At 69.2% G+C, this 14,249-nt stretch carries 15 protein-coding genes; 9 read left to right on the forward strand and 6 right to left on the reverse strand.

Annotated features, from left to right (window positions below):
* Window positions 1–10 precede the first annotated feature (10 nt).
* The 3 genes from mutY to ftsY all read right to left on the reverse strand — a co-directional run bounded on the left by mutY (window position 11) and on the right by ftsY (window position 3,922).
* Window positions 11–1,060: an A/G-specific adenine glycosylase gene (gene mutY, locus EER27_RS02315; protein ID WP_223807154.1), complete on the reverse strand. Its 1,050-nt coding sequence runs from the start codon at window positions 1,058–1,060 to the stop codon at window positions 11–13.
* Window positions 1,061–1,167: 107 nt separating this feature from the next.
* Window positions 1,168–2,478, reverse strand: a complete 1,311-nt coding sequence (locus tag EER27_RS17240; protein WP_223807127.1) for a hypothetical protein — start codon at window positions 2,476–2,478, stop codon at window positions 1,168–1,170.
* Window positions 2,479–2,488: 10 nt separating this feature from the next.
* The gene (gene ftsY, locus EER27_RS02320; protein WP_123086397.1) at window positions 2,489–3,922 is read right to left on the reverse strand and encodes a signal recognition particle-docking protein FtsY; all 1,434 of its coding nucleotides are present in this window, start codon (window positions 3,920–3,922) and stop codon (window positions 2,489–2,491) included.
* A gap of 66 nt (window positions 3,923–3,988) precedes the next feature.
* Here ftsY and rsmD point away from each other — a divergent pair, with 66 nt between their 5' ends.
* From rsmD to EER27_RS02365, 9 genes are all read left to right on the forward strand, one after another.
* On the forward strand, window positions 3,989–4,618 hold the full coding sequence (gene rsmD, locus EER27_RS02325) for a 16S rRNA (guanine(966)-N(2))-methyltransferase RsmD (protein WP_123086398.1): 630 nt from the start codon (window positions 3,989–3,991) through the stop codon (window positions 4,616–4,618).
* Between the two features lie 7 nt (window positions 4,619–4,625).
* Window positions 4,626–5,126 (forward strand): pantetheine-phosphate adenylyltransferase, encoded by a 501-nt coding sequence (coaD, locus tag EER27_RS02330; RefSeq protein WP_123086399.1) that lies wholly within the window; start codon window positions 4,626–4,628, stop codon window positions 5,124–5,126.
* 177 nt (window positions 5,127–5,303) lie between these two features.
* Window positions 5,304–5,792, forward strand: a complete 489-nt coding sequence (locus EER27_RS02335; protein ID WP_148040898.1) for a hypothetical protein — start codon at window positions 5,304–5,306, stop codon at window positions 5,790–5,792.
* Between the two features lie 125 nt (window positions 5,793–5,917).
* Window positions 5,918–6,169 carry a YfhL family 4Fe-4S dicluster ferredoxin gene (locus EER27_RS02340; RefSeq protein WP_123086401.1) on the forward strand — a complete coding sequence of 84 codons (252 nt, stop codon included), beginning with the start codon at window positions 5,918–5,920 and terminating at the stop codon, window positions 6,167–6,169.
* A 90-nt stretch (window positions 6,170–6,259) separates the two neighbouring features.
* Window positions 6,260–7,945, forward strand: a complete 1,686-nt coding sequence (gene ggt, locus EER27_RS02345) for a gamma-glutamyltransferase (protein WP_123086665.1) — start codon at window positions 6,260–6,262, stop codon at window positions 7,943–7,945.
* Between the two features lie 19 nt (window positions 7,946–7,964).
* Window positions 7,965–9,056 carry a tetratricopeptide repeat protein gene (locus EER27_RS02350; protein ID WP_123086402.1) on the forward strand — a complete coding sequence of 364 codons (1,092 nt, stop codon included), beginning with the start codon at window positions 7,965–7,967 and terminating at the stop codon, window positions 9,054–9,056.
* Window positions 9,057–9,187: 131 nt separating this feature from the next.
* The gene (locus EER27_RS02355; protein WP_123086403.1) at window positions 9,188–10,078 is read left to right on the forward strand and encodes an MBL fold metallo-hydrolase; all 891 of its coding nucleotides are present in this window, start codon (window positions 9,188–9,190) and stop codon (window positions 10,076–10,078) included.
* The gene (locus EER27_RS02360) at window positions 10,075–10,860 is read left to right on the forward strand and encodes a TMEM43 family protein (RefSeq protein ID WP_123086404.1); all 786 of its coding nucleotides are present in this window, start codon (window positions 10,075–10,077) and stop codon (window positions 10,858–10,860) included. The genes EER27_RS02355 and EER27_RS02360 overlap by 4 nt, the downstream gene beginning before the upstream one ends.
* Complete coding sequence (locus tag EER27_RS02365; RefSeq protein WP_148040899.1) at window positions 10,857–11,288, forward strand: MAPEG family protein; 432 nt, start codon at window positions 10,857–10,859, stop codon at window positions 11,286–11,288. Before EER27_RS02360 ends, EER27_RS02365 begins: the two co-directional genes overlap by 4 nt.
* 43 nt (window positions 11,289–11,331) lie before the next feature.
* Here the strand turns inward: EER27_RS02365 and upp are convergent, their stop codons facing one another.
* From upp to EER27_RS02380, 3 genes are all read right to left on the reverse strand, one after another.
* Entirely contained in the window at window positions 11,332–11,961 is a 630-nt protein-coding gene (gene upp / locus EER27_RS02370) for a uracil phosphoribosyltransferase (RefSeq protein ID WP_123086406.1), read from the reverse strand.
* Window positions 11,962–12,197: 236 nt separating this feature from the next.
* Complete coding sequence (locus EER27_RS02375; protein ID WP_123086407.1) at window positions 12,198–12,440, reverse strand: hypothetical protein; 243 nt, start codon at window positions 12,438–12,440, stop codon at window positions 12,198–12,200.
* Between the two features lie 70 nt (window positions 12,441–12,510).
* The gene (locus tag EER27_RS02380) at window positions 12,511–14,007 is read right to left on the reverse strand and encodes an aminotransferase class III-fold pyridoxal phosphate-dependent enzyme (RefSeq protein WP_123086666.1); all 1,497 of its coding nucleotides are present in this window, start codon (window positions 14,005–14,007) and stop codon (window positions 12,511–12,513) included.
* Between the last annotated feature and the right edge of the window lie 242 nt (window positions 14,008–14,249).

Below are 14,249 nucleotides of genomic sequence, written 5' to 3' on the forward strand. Positions count from 1 at the left end.
GGGGCGGCCTTCAGTGGGAGGGTTGGAGCAGCTTGCGGATTGGCGCCGGGATGCCCAGCGCGACCAATTCGTCGCGGGTCACCCAGCGCAGCTCGGCATTGTCGCCGACACCGCTGTGCAGGGCGACCGACTGCCAGCGCGTGGGTTGCAGTTGCAGCTTGAAATGGCTGAAGGCGTGCGCGATGGGTGGCAATACGTCGCCCGAGTCGAAGTTGCCGGTGATGTGCGTTGCGAACCACTCACGGGCGAGCGCTTCGTCATCGGCCTGCGGCAGCGTCCACAGCGACGACCAGATGCCCGTGGGCGGGCGTTGTTGCAGCAGGAGACGGCCGGCGGTGTCCTCCAGCCAAAGCACCTGGGCATGTTTCTGCGGGCTGGCCTTGCCGGGCTTGCGGGTGGGCAGCTCATCGGTGCGCCCCTCGATGCGGGCGCGGCAATCGGTTTGTACCGGGCACAGCACGCAGGCGGGATCGGAGCGGGTGCATAACGTCGCCCCGAGATCCATCTGCGCCTGGGTGTAGTCGGCGAGGCGGTCGTCGGGCAGGTGGCCTTCGGCCAGCGCCCACAGTTGCCGCTCGATCGCGGGCAGGCCCGGATGCCCGGCAACGCCGTGGTAACGGGTCAGCACGCGCTTGACGTTGCCGTCGAGGATCGCGTGGCGATCGCCCCAGGCCTGGGTTGCGATGGCCGCCGCGGTGCTGCGTCCAATCCCCGGCAAGGCCGTGAGCGCCTCCACGTCGCGCGGGAGTTCGCCACCGTGCCGCTCGACGCACCGCTTGGCGGCAGCGTGGAGGTTGCGCGCCCGGGCGTAGTAGCCCAGTCCCGACCACAGCGCCAGCACCGTGTCCGTCGGGGCCGCGGCGAGGGCAGGCAGGTCGGGCAGGGTTTGCACGAAACGCTCGAAGTAGGGCCCGGCGGTTTTCACCTGGGTCTGTTGCAGCATGATCTCCGACAACCACACGCGGTACGGCGTGCGCGGGTGCTGCCAAGGCAGGTCGTGGCGACCGCTGACGTCGAACCAGGCGAGGAGGCGGGAAGCGAAGGTATCGATGGTGTTCACGGCGGCAGCATGGGCGGTGGCGTCGAGGCGGTCGGTGTCGTGCCGCTGGTGACGGGCCTTGGGGTTGGCATGCGTGGCGCGCGCTGCGGTGGGTCCCGTGGACACGCTCACGGTCCCGGTTCCTCGTTGTCGTCCACTTCTTCGAATTCGATTTCCACGCCCTCGAGGACGGCGCCGGAGACCTCCATCCGGGGTGTCACCAAGCGGCCTTCGATGGGCGGAAGCGGTGCACCGGTGCCGGTGGCATCGATCCATTCGAGCACTTCCGGCAGGCGGAAGCGACCGTCAAAGCGCGTGCCGTCGCGCTGTAGTTGCAGTGTGGTGGTCGCCGACAGGTCGGCCGGGCCCTGGTAGTGCAGGACGAAGGGCAACGCGGCATCTGATTGTCCGATCGGTGGAGGCAGTGCAGGCCACGCATCGGGCCAGCGCGCGATCGCGCCGACAAGCTGCAGGCCCATGCCGTCCTGCCAGGCGAAGCGGCCCCGCGCGTCGAGATGCGGCACCACGCCCGTGCCGCGCAACGCGGCGCCAAGCGGGGCGATCGACAATCGCGCATCACGGTAACGCGCGTTTCCGGCGATTGCGTAGACGAACGGCAGATCGGTGTCGCCAGACAGGTAACGCGTCGGCGCGGCAAGTCGCATCGCATCCAGACCGATGCCATTGGCGTCGTTGGCCAAACGCCCCGAGAGCCGCAGTCGCATCGGCAAACGCCAGTCGTGTTGTTCGACGCTGGCCGTGCCGGCCAGGCCAAGGGCCGCGTCGGCTGTCGGGCCGCTCAGCGCGGCCTGCACCTGGAAGGGCACGCGTGTGCCGTTGCTGTCCAGGCGCCCGGACAACGCGGCGCGCACGGCGCGTTTGGGATGCAGCTTGGGCAGGTCCAGTGTCAATGCCTGCAGCGACCAGCCATCGCCCACGAGTTGGCCACGCACCACGCGCAGGCCGCGCGTCAAGGTGGGGATGCGGGTTTCCGACGGCGGCCGACCGGCCTGCCAATGCTGGAGTGCGGCGAGGTCGAGCTGCGGCGCGTCCAGTTCGATGCGCTGTACGGTGAGGTCGGTGCCGCGCGCGCGGATCGTCGACCACGGCAGTTCGAGCAGCACGCGCTCCGCGCGCAGCACCGGCGTCGTGGCGCCGGGCTCTCGGGCGACCAGGTCGCGCACCATCAGCATCGGCGTCCCACGCAGGCGGTACTGGCTGGCGCCACTGGCCGTGATGTCCAGGCCCAGGGCACTGCCGGCCTGGTTGAGGATCAGGCCCGCCAGGCGATCGGGGCGGGATACCCAGTGCAGCGAGAGCGCGACCGCCAGCAGCAATGCCAGCAGCGCCCAGGCGGCACGTCGACGTGGTCGACGGGCGGTGCCGGAGCCGGCGCTGGCGTCGCCACTGGCGTTGATGTTGGCGGCGGGGCCGGCCATGCCCCGCGGATCAGCCGCCCAGCGCTTCGGGCAACAGCGCGTCGACGAAGGCCTCGGCGTCGAACACGCGCAGGTCTTCAGGACGTTCGCCAATGCCGGCGAAGCGGATCGGAACGCCGAACTCGCGCGCCAGCGCGAACACCACGCCGCCCTTGGCCGTGCCGTCGAGCTTGGTCACCACCAGGCCGGTCACGCCGACTGCGGCGTGGAACTGGCGCAACTGCGACAGCGCGTTCTGGCCGGTGGTGCCGTCGATCACCATCAGCACCTCGTGCGGCGCGGTGGCGTCGAGTTTCTGCAGCACCCGCTTGATCTTTCCCAGCTCCGCCATCAGGCCCTGCTGGGTGTGCAGGCGACCGGCGGTGTCGGCAATCAGCACCTCGGTGCCGCGTGCCTTGGCCGCCTGCAACGCATCGAAGGCGACCGATGCGGCATCGGCGTTCTGGCCCTGTGCGACCACGGGCACGCCGTTGCGCTCGCCCCAGGACTGCAACTGCGCGACGGCGGCGGCACGGAAGGTGTCGCCGGCCGCGAGCATCAACGACCGCTGCTCATCCTTGAAACGCTTGGCGAGCTTGCCGATGGTGGTGGTCTTGCCGACGCCGTTGACGCCCACCGTCAGCAGGACGAACGGACGCGCGTTGCTGTCGATCCGCAATGGCTGGGCGACCGGCTTCAGCAGCGCGACCAGATCCGCGCGCAACGCCGCGAGCAGGCCGTTGGCATCGGCGAACTCGCGCGATTTCATGCGGCGGCGCAAGTCTTCGACCAGGTCGCTGGTGGCCGCCACGCCCACGTCGGCAGTGATCAATGCCGTCTCGATCTCGTCGAGGAGGTCATCGTCGAGTTTGGGGTTGCGCGAGAACAGGCCGCCGAGGCTGCGTGCGAACACGCTGTTGCGCAGGCGATCACGCCAGCCGGGGTTGCCGGCAGGGGCGGCCGGGCGCTCGGCTTCGGCGGGCATGCCGAACGCGGGCACGTCGCCGCCGGCGTCGATGGCCGCCGTGACGGGCCCGGACGGCGGGGCGACGCCGACCGCCGGCGCGGAGTCGGGTTCGGGTGCCGATGCAGGTTGGAGGGCGGCCGGGGCGTGCTCGACGACAATGTCCGCCGGCATCTCGTCCTCGAGTGCCGCGGCGATCACCTCCGGCGGCACCGGCTGCGTGGCACCGGTCGCGGCAGCGTCCACGATGGCTTCGCTGATGGCGGCGTTGGCTGCTGCCGGCGTAATGTGTTCCACCGCCGGCTCGGAAACGGCCGGTTGCGTGGACGTGTCGATCCCGGTGGTGTCGGACCGCGCGTTGTCGAGCGCTGCATCGTCGTGCGGCGCGTCGGATCGTTCGTGGACCGGGAAGGCGGCGGCCAGCTCCTCGATGCCCAGGCGTTGCTTGGCATCGGGAGACGCGGCCGTTTCCGGCTTCTTTCGGCGGAAAAAACTGAGCATCGCGTGGGGCGTTCCGTGAATGCGCGAGAATGTGCACATGCTAGCACCGGCCCCCGGAACCCCTCGATGAAGCCCGCCCCCGGAAAAGTCCGCCTGATTGGTGGTCGTTGGCGTGGCACGCGCCTGGACGTGCCTGAAGTCGCCGGTCTGCGGCCGAGTTCGGACCGCGTGCGCGAGACCCTGTTCAACTGGCTGGCACCGATGCTGCCGGGCGCGCGCGTGCTCGACCTGTTCGCCGGCAGTGGCGCGCTCGGGCTGGAGGCGGTGTCGCGTGGCGCGGCATCGGCGGTACTGGTCGAGCGCGACCGCGCGCTGGTCAACGCCTTGCGCGCGACGGCCGCCCGCCTGCCCGGCGGCGACGCCCTGACGGTGGTGCAGGGCGATGCGCTGGCGTGGTTGCCGACGCAGCCCGTGGACGCGTTCGACCTCGCGTTCGTCGACCCGCCATTCGCCGCAAACCTTTGGGAGGCGGTGTTGCCGGCCTTGCTGCCGCGCCTTTCGGGGCAGGCCTGGCTGTACGTCGAGGCCCCCCTCGCGGCGGTTCCGAACGTCGGGCCGGGCTGGGCATTGCACCGCGAAGGCGCCACGCGCGAGGTGCGGTACGCGCTGTACCGTCGCCATGCGGGCGCCGCTGCTACACTCGGCAGCGAGCCTGGCGCGGCAGGGATGGCGCCGACCCCGATCCCAACTCCATGACCCGCGAATGAGCCCGACGCGTAACCGAATCGCCGTCTACCCCGGCACGTTCGACCCCATCACCAATGGCCACATCGACCTTGTCGATCGTGCCGCTCCGCTGTTTGAACGCCTGATCATTGGCGTCGCGGCAAGTCCGGGCAAAAGCCCGGCGCTGCCGCTGGAGCTGCGCGTGGACCTTGCCCGCGAGGCGGTGTCGCACCATGCCAACGTCGAGGTCCGCGGCTTCGATTGCCTGCTCGCGCACTTCGTCGCCGAGGTGGGCGGCGGAGTGTTGCTGCGCGGCCTGCGCGCGGTCTCGGACTTCGAATACGAGTTCCAGTTGGCCAGCATGAACCGGCATCTGATTCCCGATGTCGAGACGCTGTTCCTCACGCCGGCCGAGCAGTACGGCTTCATCTCGTCGTCGCTGGTGCGCGAGATTGCGCGCCTGGGCGGCGACGTCTCGGGCTTCGTGCCGCCGGCGGTCAGCGCCGCGCTGCAGGCCTATCGGCGCAACAACCACTGACGCCACCGGTTTCCGTTCCAGGCTCCACTCCAGGTTCCACCCGCTCCACAGACGCAGATCCGCAACGCCCGCACCGGCTTCGCGAACACGCTGTCGAGGTAGCGCAAGCCTTCAATGTTCAAGTCGTCCACGTCCAAGCCATTCATGTCCAAGCCGTCCACGTCCAAGGGGAAATCGATGAAGACCACCACCCGCCTGCTGCTTATTGCCCTGCTTTCGCTGCCGATGCTGGCCGCCTGCAACAAGGAGGCGGAGAAGCCGGCCGTCGTCGATGCGCCGTTGAGCGCGCCCAAGACCTCCGATGAAGCGGCATGGGGCGACTACCTCAGCGACGTCATCAAGCGCAACGCCAACGGTGCCACCAACCTGTACGGCTACACGCTGCCGGCGCCGGACTCCGCGGATTTCCAGGGTTCCTACGATCGACAGCTCGAAGCCGCGACCGGCGGTGTTTCGCGCGGTGGTGTCGAGGGCACGATCATCGCGTTCGGTTCGCCGTCGTCGCCGAAGTCGGCCGACCTCGCGGTCTCTGCGTTCTCGGTCGCCCAGCCGGCGTCGATGAAGGGTGTGGTCGTGCTGTTCATCGGCGACACCGCCGACAGCGCGCGCGTCGAAGCCGCGGTGGTCCCGAGCGGCGCGACCTATCGGTTCGTCCAGGTCAAGTGACCCCTGCGCGCGTGGCCGTAACGCGGCCACGCGCGCAACTCGCGGTACCCGGACGCAGCAGGAAGCCACTCCCACGCTCCACCCGGCATGGAATGCCCCCGCTGCGGTTCGGAAGACAGGTTGCGATGTCCCTCAAGATCAACGAGTTGTGCGTCAACTGCGATGTCTGCGAACCGGCTTGCCCGAACCAGGCGATTGCGCAGGGCGAGACGATCTACGTGATCGATCCGTCGCGCTGCACGGAGTGCGTCGGGCACTTCGATGAACCGCAATGCGTGGTGGTGTGCCCGGTCGAATGCATCGACCCCGACCCGGCGTTTCCCGAATCCAACGAGCAGTTGCTGGCCAAGCTGGCCCGCCTGCAGCAAGCCGGTTGAACCAAACCCCTACGAACCGGGAGTGACCCGATGCGCGGAGCGTTGCGTGTGCGATTGTCGGCTGGCCTGTTGAGCGCCAGCCTCCTGTTGATGACGGCGTTTCCCGCAGCGATCTGCGCGCCCGCGGCCATGCCGGATGCTCCCGCCGCCGCCACGCGGCCGCCCGGCACCGCCATCGCCAGTGCGCACTCGTTGTCCACCGACGCCGGGCTGGAGATCATCCGCGCCGGCGGCAACGCGTTCGATGCCGCCGTCGCGGTGTCGGCGGCCTTGTCGGTGGTCGAGCCGATCAGCTCCGGCATCGGCGGCGGCGGGTTCTTCCTGCTGCACGATGCCAAGTCCAACCGCGACGTGTTCGTCGACGCGCGCGAGACGGCACCGGCGGCCGCAACGCCGGCGGCGTTCCTCGATGCGGCAGGCGAGCTGGACCGCAATCGCGCCACCAACGGTCCGTGGTCGGCGGGCATTCCGGGACTGCCCGCCGCCCTGGTGCATGTTGCGCAGACCTACGGTCGGCTGCCGTTGGCTACTTCCCTGGCGCCGGCGATCCGCCTGGCGCGCGAGGGTTTTCCGGTCTACCCGCGCCTGGTGAAGGGCTACGCGACTCGGCGCGAGGTCATGGAGCGCTATCGCGGCACGCGCGAGGTGTTTCTGGCCGACGGCACGCCGCCGCAAGTCGGCGAGATCCTCAAGCAGCCCGACCTTGCGCGCACGCTGGAGTTGCTGGCAGCGCAGGGCCACGCCGGCTTCTACCAGGGCGAGGTTGCCGGCAAACTGCTGGCGTCGGTCAAGGAAGAAGGCGGGCAATGGCGCGCCGAGGAACTGTCCGGCTACCGCGTGCGCGAGCGCGAGCCGATCCGTCTGCAATACCGCGACTGGGCGATCACCACCGCACCGCCGCCGTCTTCCGGCGGCGTGGCACTGGCCGAGATCCTGCAGCTGCTGAAGGGCTGGGACCTGGCCAAGCTGGACCCGCCCCATCGCGTCCACGTCATCACCGAGGCGATGCGCCGCGCGTACCGCGACCGCACCATCTACCTGGGCGATCCGGACTTCGTGAAGGTGCCGCTGGCGCGCCTGACCAGCGCCGACTATGCCGCCGGCCTGCGCGCCACCGTCCACCCGGACAAGGCCACCCCGAGCGATTTGTTGTCCGGCCAGCCGGCGCCGCTGGAGGACGACGAGACCACCCACTTCTCGATCATCGACAGCGAAGGCAACCGCGTTTCCGCCACCCAGACCGTCAACCTGTTGTACGGCTCGGGCCTGGTGGCGCCGGGCACCGGCGTGCTGCTCAACAACGAGATGGACGACTTCGCGCTGCGGCCCGGCACACCCAACGCCTTCGGTGTGATGGGCTTCGACGCCAACGCGCCGGCGCCGGGCAAGCGCATGCTCAGCTCGATGACACCCAGCTTCATCGAATCCGACGACAAGATCGCGGTGCTCGGCGCCCCCGGCGGCAGCCGCATCATCACCCAGGTGCTGCTGGGCATCCTGGCCTACGACGACGGTCTGTCCGCGCAACAGGTGGCCGCGCTGCCGCGCTTCCACCACCAGTGGATGCCCGATGTGATCTCGGTCGAGGCCGGTGGCCTGGACGCCGCCACGGTCAGCGCCCTGCAGGCGATGGGCCACACGGTCAACGCGGGCGAAACCACCTGGGGCAACCTGCAGACGGTGTCCTGGGACAAGCGCAGCAACACGCTCGACGGCGGCACCGACCCGCGCAACCCCGTCGGCAAGGCCGCGGTGCTGCCGTCCGCGCCACATTGACCACCGGGACATAGGCAGCATGGACATCGACGCGCTGAGAGCGCAGGCGGAGCAGGGCACGGTTGCGGCGCAGGTCGCGCTGGGCATGCGTTACCTGGACGGCGACGGTGTCGACGAGGACTTCGCACAGGCCCGTCACTGGCTGGCGCTGGCGGCAGAGCGCGGCCACCCGCGCGCGCAGGTCAATCTCGGCGCCATCCACGAGAACGGCTGGGGCGTCGAGGTCGACCTCGATCAGGCTCGCTCGCTGTACGAACGCGCTGCCGCGCAGAACGAGTTCATGGCGCTGGTGTTGCTGGCGCGCATGCACGCCGCCGGTCGCGGCACCGTGCGTGCGCCGGCACAGGCCGCTGCGCTGTACCGGCGTGCGCTGGCGTTCGATGGCCGCGTGGATGCGGACGAGGAACTCGCCGAGGCACGCGCGTTTGTCGCTGAAGCCGACCGCACCGCGGCTGGCCTGGTGCCGGCGACCGCGCGCTCGATCAAGCGCGAGGAGCGCCTGCCCGAACTGAGCTTCAAGGACCACGACGCCGACAAGCCCGCGCACGGCGCGAAGCCTCGCGGTGGCGATGGCGAGCGCAAGTCGCGCGTGTCCCATCTGCCGGCGATCCTGACCGGCGCCGCGGCGTTCCTCGCGGCGGCATCCACGTTCTACCTCAACGTGCGCAACGACCTGCGCGATTCCAGTCGCGAACCGGCACCCGCGTCCGCGCCGGCACAGGCGGGCGCGCCGCGCACATTGCGGCTGAAACTGCAGCGCATCGAAGTGCTCGACGACGGTAGCGTGGGCGCCACCGATTGGCGTTTCCGCATCGAAGCCGACGGCCGCGAACTGTTCGAGCTGTCGCGCCGGCCGTTCATCGACCGGGTCGGCGACAACGTCGTCATGCCCACCACGGCCGACGACGCGCAGGCCACCGTGTCCCTGCTTCCGGGGCAGCAGGTGCTGGTCAAGGTGACCGGCGACCACGGTGGCATGCTCGGCGGCGACAGCATCCACGGCACCGCGATGCTCACCGTCGGCGGCATGACCGGGCCGGTCGAGCTCAAGTCGGCCGATGCCGCGGGCCGTTTCGTGTTCCATTTCGGCGCCACGCCCGCGCGCGATTGATCGGTGCGGCGGGCCTGACAGCCAACGCTGGCGCGGCCCGCAGACGTGGCGTCGATACGCCGCCGCGCGCCGAGGTTTCAATGCCCGCGGCAATCGCCGATCATGGCGGCATTCCGCATTGGGAGACGGCGATGAAACTCTGGTCGCTTATCGGCAACAGCCAGAAGCTCGACGGTGGCGCGATGTTCGGCAACGCACCGCGCGCGCTGTGGGAGCGGTGGACCGCGCCCGACGAGCTCAATCGCATCGAGCTGGCCTGCCGCGCACTGCTCGCCAGCCCGCTGGCCGGCAAGACCGTCCTTTTCGAAGCCGGCATCGGTGCGTTCTTCGATCCGAAGATGCGCGAGCGCTACGGCGTCGTCGAAGAACGCCACGTGCTGGTCGATTCGCTCGCCGCTGCCGGCTTCACGCCGGCCGACATCGACGTCGTGGTGCTCTCGCACCTGCATTTCGATCACGCCGGCGGATTGCTTGCGGGTTGGCAGGAGGGTGAACCGCCGCGCCTGCTGTTCCCCAACGCCACCTACGTCGTCGGCCGTGAGCACTGGCAGCGCGCGATCCATCCGCACGCACGCGATCGGGCCAGTTTCATTCCCGAACTCGCCGGCCTGCTCGAGGCCACCGGCCGGCTCGAACTGGTCGACGGCGCGCACAGCCAGGTGCTGGGCAACACGGTGCGATTCCACTACAGCCACGGCCACACGCCGGGGTTGATGCTCTCTGAAATCGTCGGGCCGGAAACGGTGGACGGTGAGCCGCACGGCGGCGTCGTGTTCTGCGCCGACCTGATTCCGGGCCGGCCGTGGGTGCACGTGCCGATCACGATGGGCTACGACCGCAATGCCGAACTGCTGATCGACGAGAAGCAGGCCTTCCTCGCCGACAAGCTGGCGCGCAATGTGCACCTGTTCTTCACGCACGATCCGGGCTGCGCGCTGGCGCAGGTGGTGCGCGACGACAAGGGCCGTTACGGCACCGCGCACGAGGTGGCCGAGCTGCATGCGAGGACGCTGGCGGCATGATCCGTGGCGCGGCGTTGGTGGTGCTGCTGGCACTGGCCGGCGACGTGGCGGCGCAGGACGAGGAAACCCTCGAACCCGCGCCCGGTGCCGCGCTGGAAGACCCCGATTTCCGCGTCCGCAGTCGGCAGTTCGGGCTTGAGCGGCGTGTCGAGATGTACCAGTGGCGCTCGGATGCGGACAGCTACCGGCGCGTCTGGAACGCGGCCTGGATCGATTCCAGTGGGTTCGCGCCCGGCCACGTGAACCCGCCGGGGCTCCCCTTGCCCGGCGAGCGCTGGTGGGCGCGGGACGCGCGGATCGACGGCAAGCCCATCGCGCCGGAAGTACTGCGTGCGCTGGGTCACTGGCAGGTGTTCCGTCCGAATTTTTCGCGGCTGCCCGGCAACCTTGCCGCGACCTTCCAACCCGACGGCGACGGGCTGTCCAGCTCGGAAAACCCGCTCGACCCACGTGTGGGAGATCTGCGGGTGGCTTGGAGCGAACTGGTGCTGCCGCCGCTGGAGGGCAAGGTGGAGTTGCGCGACGGCCGCTGGCAGCTGTCATCGCAGGCCCGCGATGCCATCGCCGCCGGCGCACTGCCCGATCCGGCCACGCAGAGCGCGCCGCTGATCGCACCGACCCTGTTGCAGCGTCTGTGGCCGTGGGGCCTGGGGGCGCTGGTGTTGCTGCTGTTGTGGCTGGGCCGCCGTCGTCGACGTCGCGCAAAGCACCGCGCTGGCCACCGGGCCACGGACCACAACGGCGGGCACGCCAACCCGTCAAACCGGGATGGCAGCCCGTGACCGGGTCGATAGTGACCCTGCCGCTGGTGACGCTGCTGTTCGCTGCGCTGCACGCGCTACTGATGCTGGCGTTGCTGGTGCCGATCTCGCGTCATCGCCATGCCAGCCGCATCAGCCTGGGTGACGGGGGCGATCCGGCGCTGCTGCGCAAGATCCGCGTGCACGCCAATTTCGTCGAGAACGTGCCGCTCGCGCTGGTGATGCTCGGTCTGCTCGAACTATCTGGGCTGGGCCGTAGCTGGATCGCAGCGCTCGGCGCGGCACTGCTGGTGGGTCGACTGCTGCATGCCGCCAGCTTCTCGCGCCGCCCTGGAAACTCGTTCGGCCGCTTCTGGGGCACCGCCATCACCTGGGGCGTGTTGCTGGCGATGGCGGTGTCGGGCGCCTGGCTGGCGGGTGGGGCGTTGTTGGCAACGGGCGGCGCGTAGCACCGTCGGCCCGGCGATCGCGGACCAAGCCGCGATTGCCTGCTCAGTAGCGCGTACCGAAGATCTTGTCGCCGGCGTCGCCCAGGCCGGGGAGGATGTAGCCCACGTCGTTCAGGCGCTGGTCGATCGAGGCGGTATAAACCTCGACATCCGCATGGCGCGCCTCCAGCGCACGCAGGCCCTCCGGTGCAGCGACCAGGAACAGGCCCTTGATGCGGCGGCAACCGGCAGCCTTGAGCATCTCCACCGTGGCGATCAGCGTGCCGCCGGTGGCGAGCATCGGGTCCAGGATGAGCGCCGTGCGCTCTTCCATGCGGCCGCTCAGCTTCTCGTAGTAGCCAACCGGCAGCAGCGTGTGCTCATCGCGCTGCAGGCCGACCACGCCGACCTTGGCCGAGGGAATCAGTTCGAGCACGCCCGGCAGCATGCCCAGGCCCGCGCGCAGGATCGGCACCAGGGTGATCTTGGCGCCCTTGATGCGCCGGGTTTCGACCGGCCCGGCCCAGCCGTCGACAGTGACCGATTCGGTTGCCAGGTCGGCGGTGGCTTCGTAGGTGAGCAGCGTCGCCACTTCCGATGCCAGTTCGCGGAACTCCTTGGTGCTGTTGCCGGCGCGCCGCATCAGGCCGAGCTTGTGCTGTACCAGCGGGTGACGCACTTCAACGACTTTCATGATGGGTTCCCGGGCAGGTGGCGGAAGGCGTGCGAGTGCACCGACGGCATCGGCCGTGCGCTCTGTCGTAGTGACCGCATCCTACGTTGCCGGCGTCACGCGGCCCAGCCCGTCCAGACACGACAAGGCCGGGTTTCCCCGGCCTGGTGATGTGCCGTTGCGCGGCGTTGCGGCGTTCGCTCACGCCGCGCTGAAAAGGCGGGGCGCGGCGCGCCAGCCAGGCGCGCTCGCAACGATCACGCCGTGCGCGTGTAGCCGATCTCGATGCCGTCGCTATCGCCAATCGCGGTGCGCAGCACGGTTATCAGCGAGCCGGCGTTGAGGTGGTTGATCTCGATCATGTCGACCGTGGCGTGGTCGATCCAGTAGTCCTGGTCGCGGCTGTTCTCTTCTTCGAGCGCGGCCACGAGGATCTGCAGCTCTTCCTCGCTGATCTCGCCGATGGTGGCGCCGCTGTGCTTGTTGGTCAGTTCGATCACGGTGGTGTCCTTGAGGCAGGCAAGCGAATCGACAGCGCAGCCGGGCGCGCGGCCCGGCTGCGCGCAGGGCTCAGGCAGCCGCAGCCTGCTGGGCGCGCGGACCTTCCTTGAGCGCGCGACCGACCATCGTCACCAGCAGGTCGATCTCGGCGCTGGTGATGGTGAACGTCGGGGTGAAACGCAGCGAATTGACGCCGCCGTGGATCACGCCGATGCCGCGCTCGCGCAACCACTCCTCGGTGGACCCGCCGCCGTAGCACTTGAACTGCGGCGACAGTTCGCACGAGAACAGCAAGCCGGTGCCCTGCACCTTGGTGATCAGGCCGCCAAGTTCGGACTTGAGCTTCTCGAGCTTGGCAACTGCCTCTGCGCCACGCGCACGGATGTTTTCGCGCAGTTCGGGGGTGACCTGGGTCAGCACCGCGCACGCGACATCGAGCGCGCGCGGGTTGGTGGTCATGGTGTTGCCGTACAGGCCCTTCTTGTAGAGACCGGCGGCGAGTTCGGTCACCGCCAGCACCGAGAGCGGGTACTGGCCGGCGTTGAGCGCCTTGGAGTAGGTCTCCATGTCCGGCGCTTCCACGCCTTCGAAGCCCGGGTAGTCGATGATCGACAGCACGCCATTGGCGCGCAGTCCGGCCTGGATCGAGTCCACCAGCAACAGCGAGCCGTGCGCGCGGGTGAGCTCGCGGGCAACCGTGTAGAAACCGACCGGCACGCTGCGGCCCGGGTCGCCTTCGCCCATCACCGGCTCCAGGAACATCGCTTCGATGAACCAGCCGTTGCTGTCGGCATCGGCGAACACCTTGCGCAGCGCGTCGACGTCGTAGGGCTCGATCGCGATCACCGAGTCCTCGCCACGGAAGCTGGCCAGGTACTGCAGGTAGGTCTTGCGCGAGGAGTCGGAATACAGCGCCGGACGGTCGGTGCGGCCGTGGAAGCTGCCCTTGACGACCAGGCGCTTGATCGCGCGGCCGGCATGGCGGGCGCCCGGATCGGTCATCAGCTTGGCGTTGGTGTCGGTGATGCGTGCGGCCAGGCCGACCGCCTCGGAACCCGAATTCAGGCACAGGAACTTGTCGAACGGGCAGGCGCCGCGGCTCATGCCGATCGCGCCGCGCAGCAGGCGCTCGAAGCGCATGTGCGACAGCGACGGGGTCATGATGTTGGCCATCGCCTGCGGCTTGGCCATCGCCTCGATCACCGCCTTGGGCGTGTGGCCAAAGCCGAGCATGCCGTAGCCGCCGGAGTCGTGCAGCACGGCGCCCTTGAGCGTGACGATCCACGGACCGCGCGCGACCAGCGCGATGTACGGGTTGACCGCATCGTCCGGGTAGAAGTTGATGTAGCCGTCCTGCACGGCGCGCATCTGGGCGTCCTCGTCCAGGTCCAGGAGCGGTGCGAAGTCGTCCTTGATGCGCGCGTACTCGGCGCCGGCGGCTTCGATCGCTTCGACCAGCTCGGGGTGGCTGGCGGCAAACGCGGCGATGGTTGCGTCATCGAGGCCGGTGGTGCGGCGCGCGCCGGCATGGGCGCGCAGCGGCTGCAAGGTGTCGATCAGATTCATGAGGTCCTCCGTGAAGCGCAAACCAAAAGCGCGAGGAGGTCCTCGCGCGGGAATGGGAATGGTTAAAACAGTGAATTAAAACAAAGAGTTGCGCGGATTCTAGCACCGCGCTTCAGGGCGCGTAACCCCCGCCCGTTTGAATTACGGCGCGCACCGGCACGCGCCGGCGAACGCGGGCCGCAAGGTGCTGGCAGGGCAGGGCGCCGAACGGGTGGGGGCCGCATTGACCGCGTCGGGGCGCA

This window comes from Montanilutibacter psychrotolerans, assembly GCF_003719825.1.
Taxonomy (GTDB): domain Bacteria; phylum Pseudomonadota; class Gammaproteobacteria; order Xanthomonadales; family Xanthomonadaceae; genus Montanilutibacter; species Montanilutibacter psychrotolerans.

Coding starts and splice junctions, on each gene's coding strand:
- coaD (WP_123086399.1), top strand. CDS start 4,626: ATGAGCCCGACGCGTAACCGAATCGCCGTCTACCCCGGCACGTTCGAC.
- EER27_RS02335 (WP_148040898.1), top strand. CDS start 5,304: ATGAAGACCACCACCCGCCTGCTGCTTATTGCCCTGCTTTCGCTGCCG.
- rsmD (WP_123086398.1), top strand. CDS start 3,989: ATGAAGCCCGCCCCCGGAAAAGTCCGCCTGATTGGTGGTCGTTGGCGT.
- EER27_RS02350 (WP_123086402.1), top strand. CDS start 7,965: ATGGACATCGACGCGCTGAGAGCGCAGGCGGAGCAGGGCACGGTTGCG.
- EER27_RS02380 (WP_123086666.1), bottom strand. CDS start 14,007: ATGAATCTGATCGACACCTTGCAGCCGCTGCGCGCCCATGCCGGCGCG.
- ggt (WP_123086665.1), top strand. CDS start 6,260: ATGACGGCGTTTCCCGCAGCGATCTGCGCGCCCGCGGCCATGCCGGAT.
- EER27_RS17240 (WP_223807127.1), bottom strand. CDS start 2,478: ATGGCCGGCCCCGCCGCCAACATCAACGCCAGTGGCGACGCCAGCGCC.
- EER27_RS02355 (WP_123086403.1), top strand. CDS start 9,188: ATGAAACTCTGGTCGCTTATCGGCAACAGCCAGAAGCTCGACGGTGGC.
- EER27_RS02340 (WP_123086401.1), top strand. CDS start 5,918: ATGTCCCTCAAGATCAACGAGTTGTGCGTCAACTGCGATGTCTGCGAA.
- EER27_RS02360 (WP_123086404.1), top strand. CDS start 10,075: ATGATCCGTGGCGCGGCGTTGGTGGTGCTGCTGGCACTGGCCGGCGAC.
- upp (WP_123086406.1), bottom strand. CDS start 11,961: ATGAAAGTCGTTGAAGTGCGTCACCCGCTGGTACAGCACAAGCTCGGC.
- ftsY (WP_123086397.1), bottom strand. CDS start 3,922: ATGCTCAGTTTTTTCCGCCGAAAGAAGCCGGAAACGGCCGCGTCTCCC.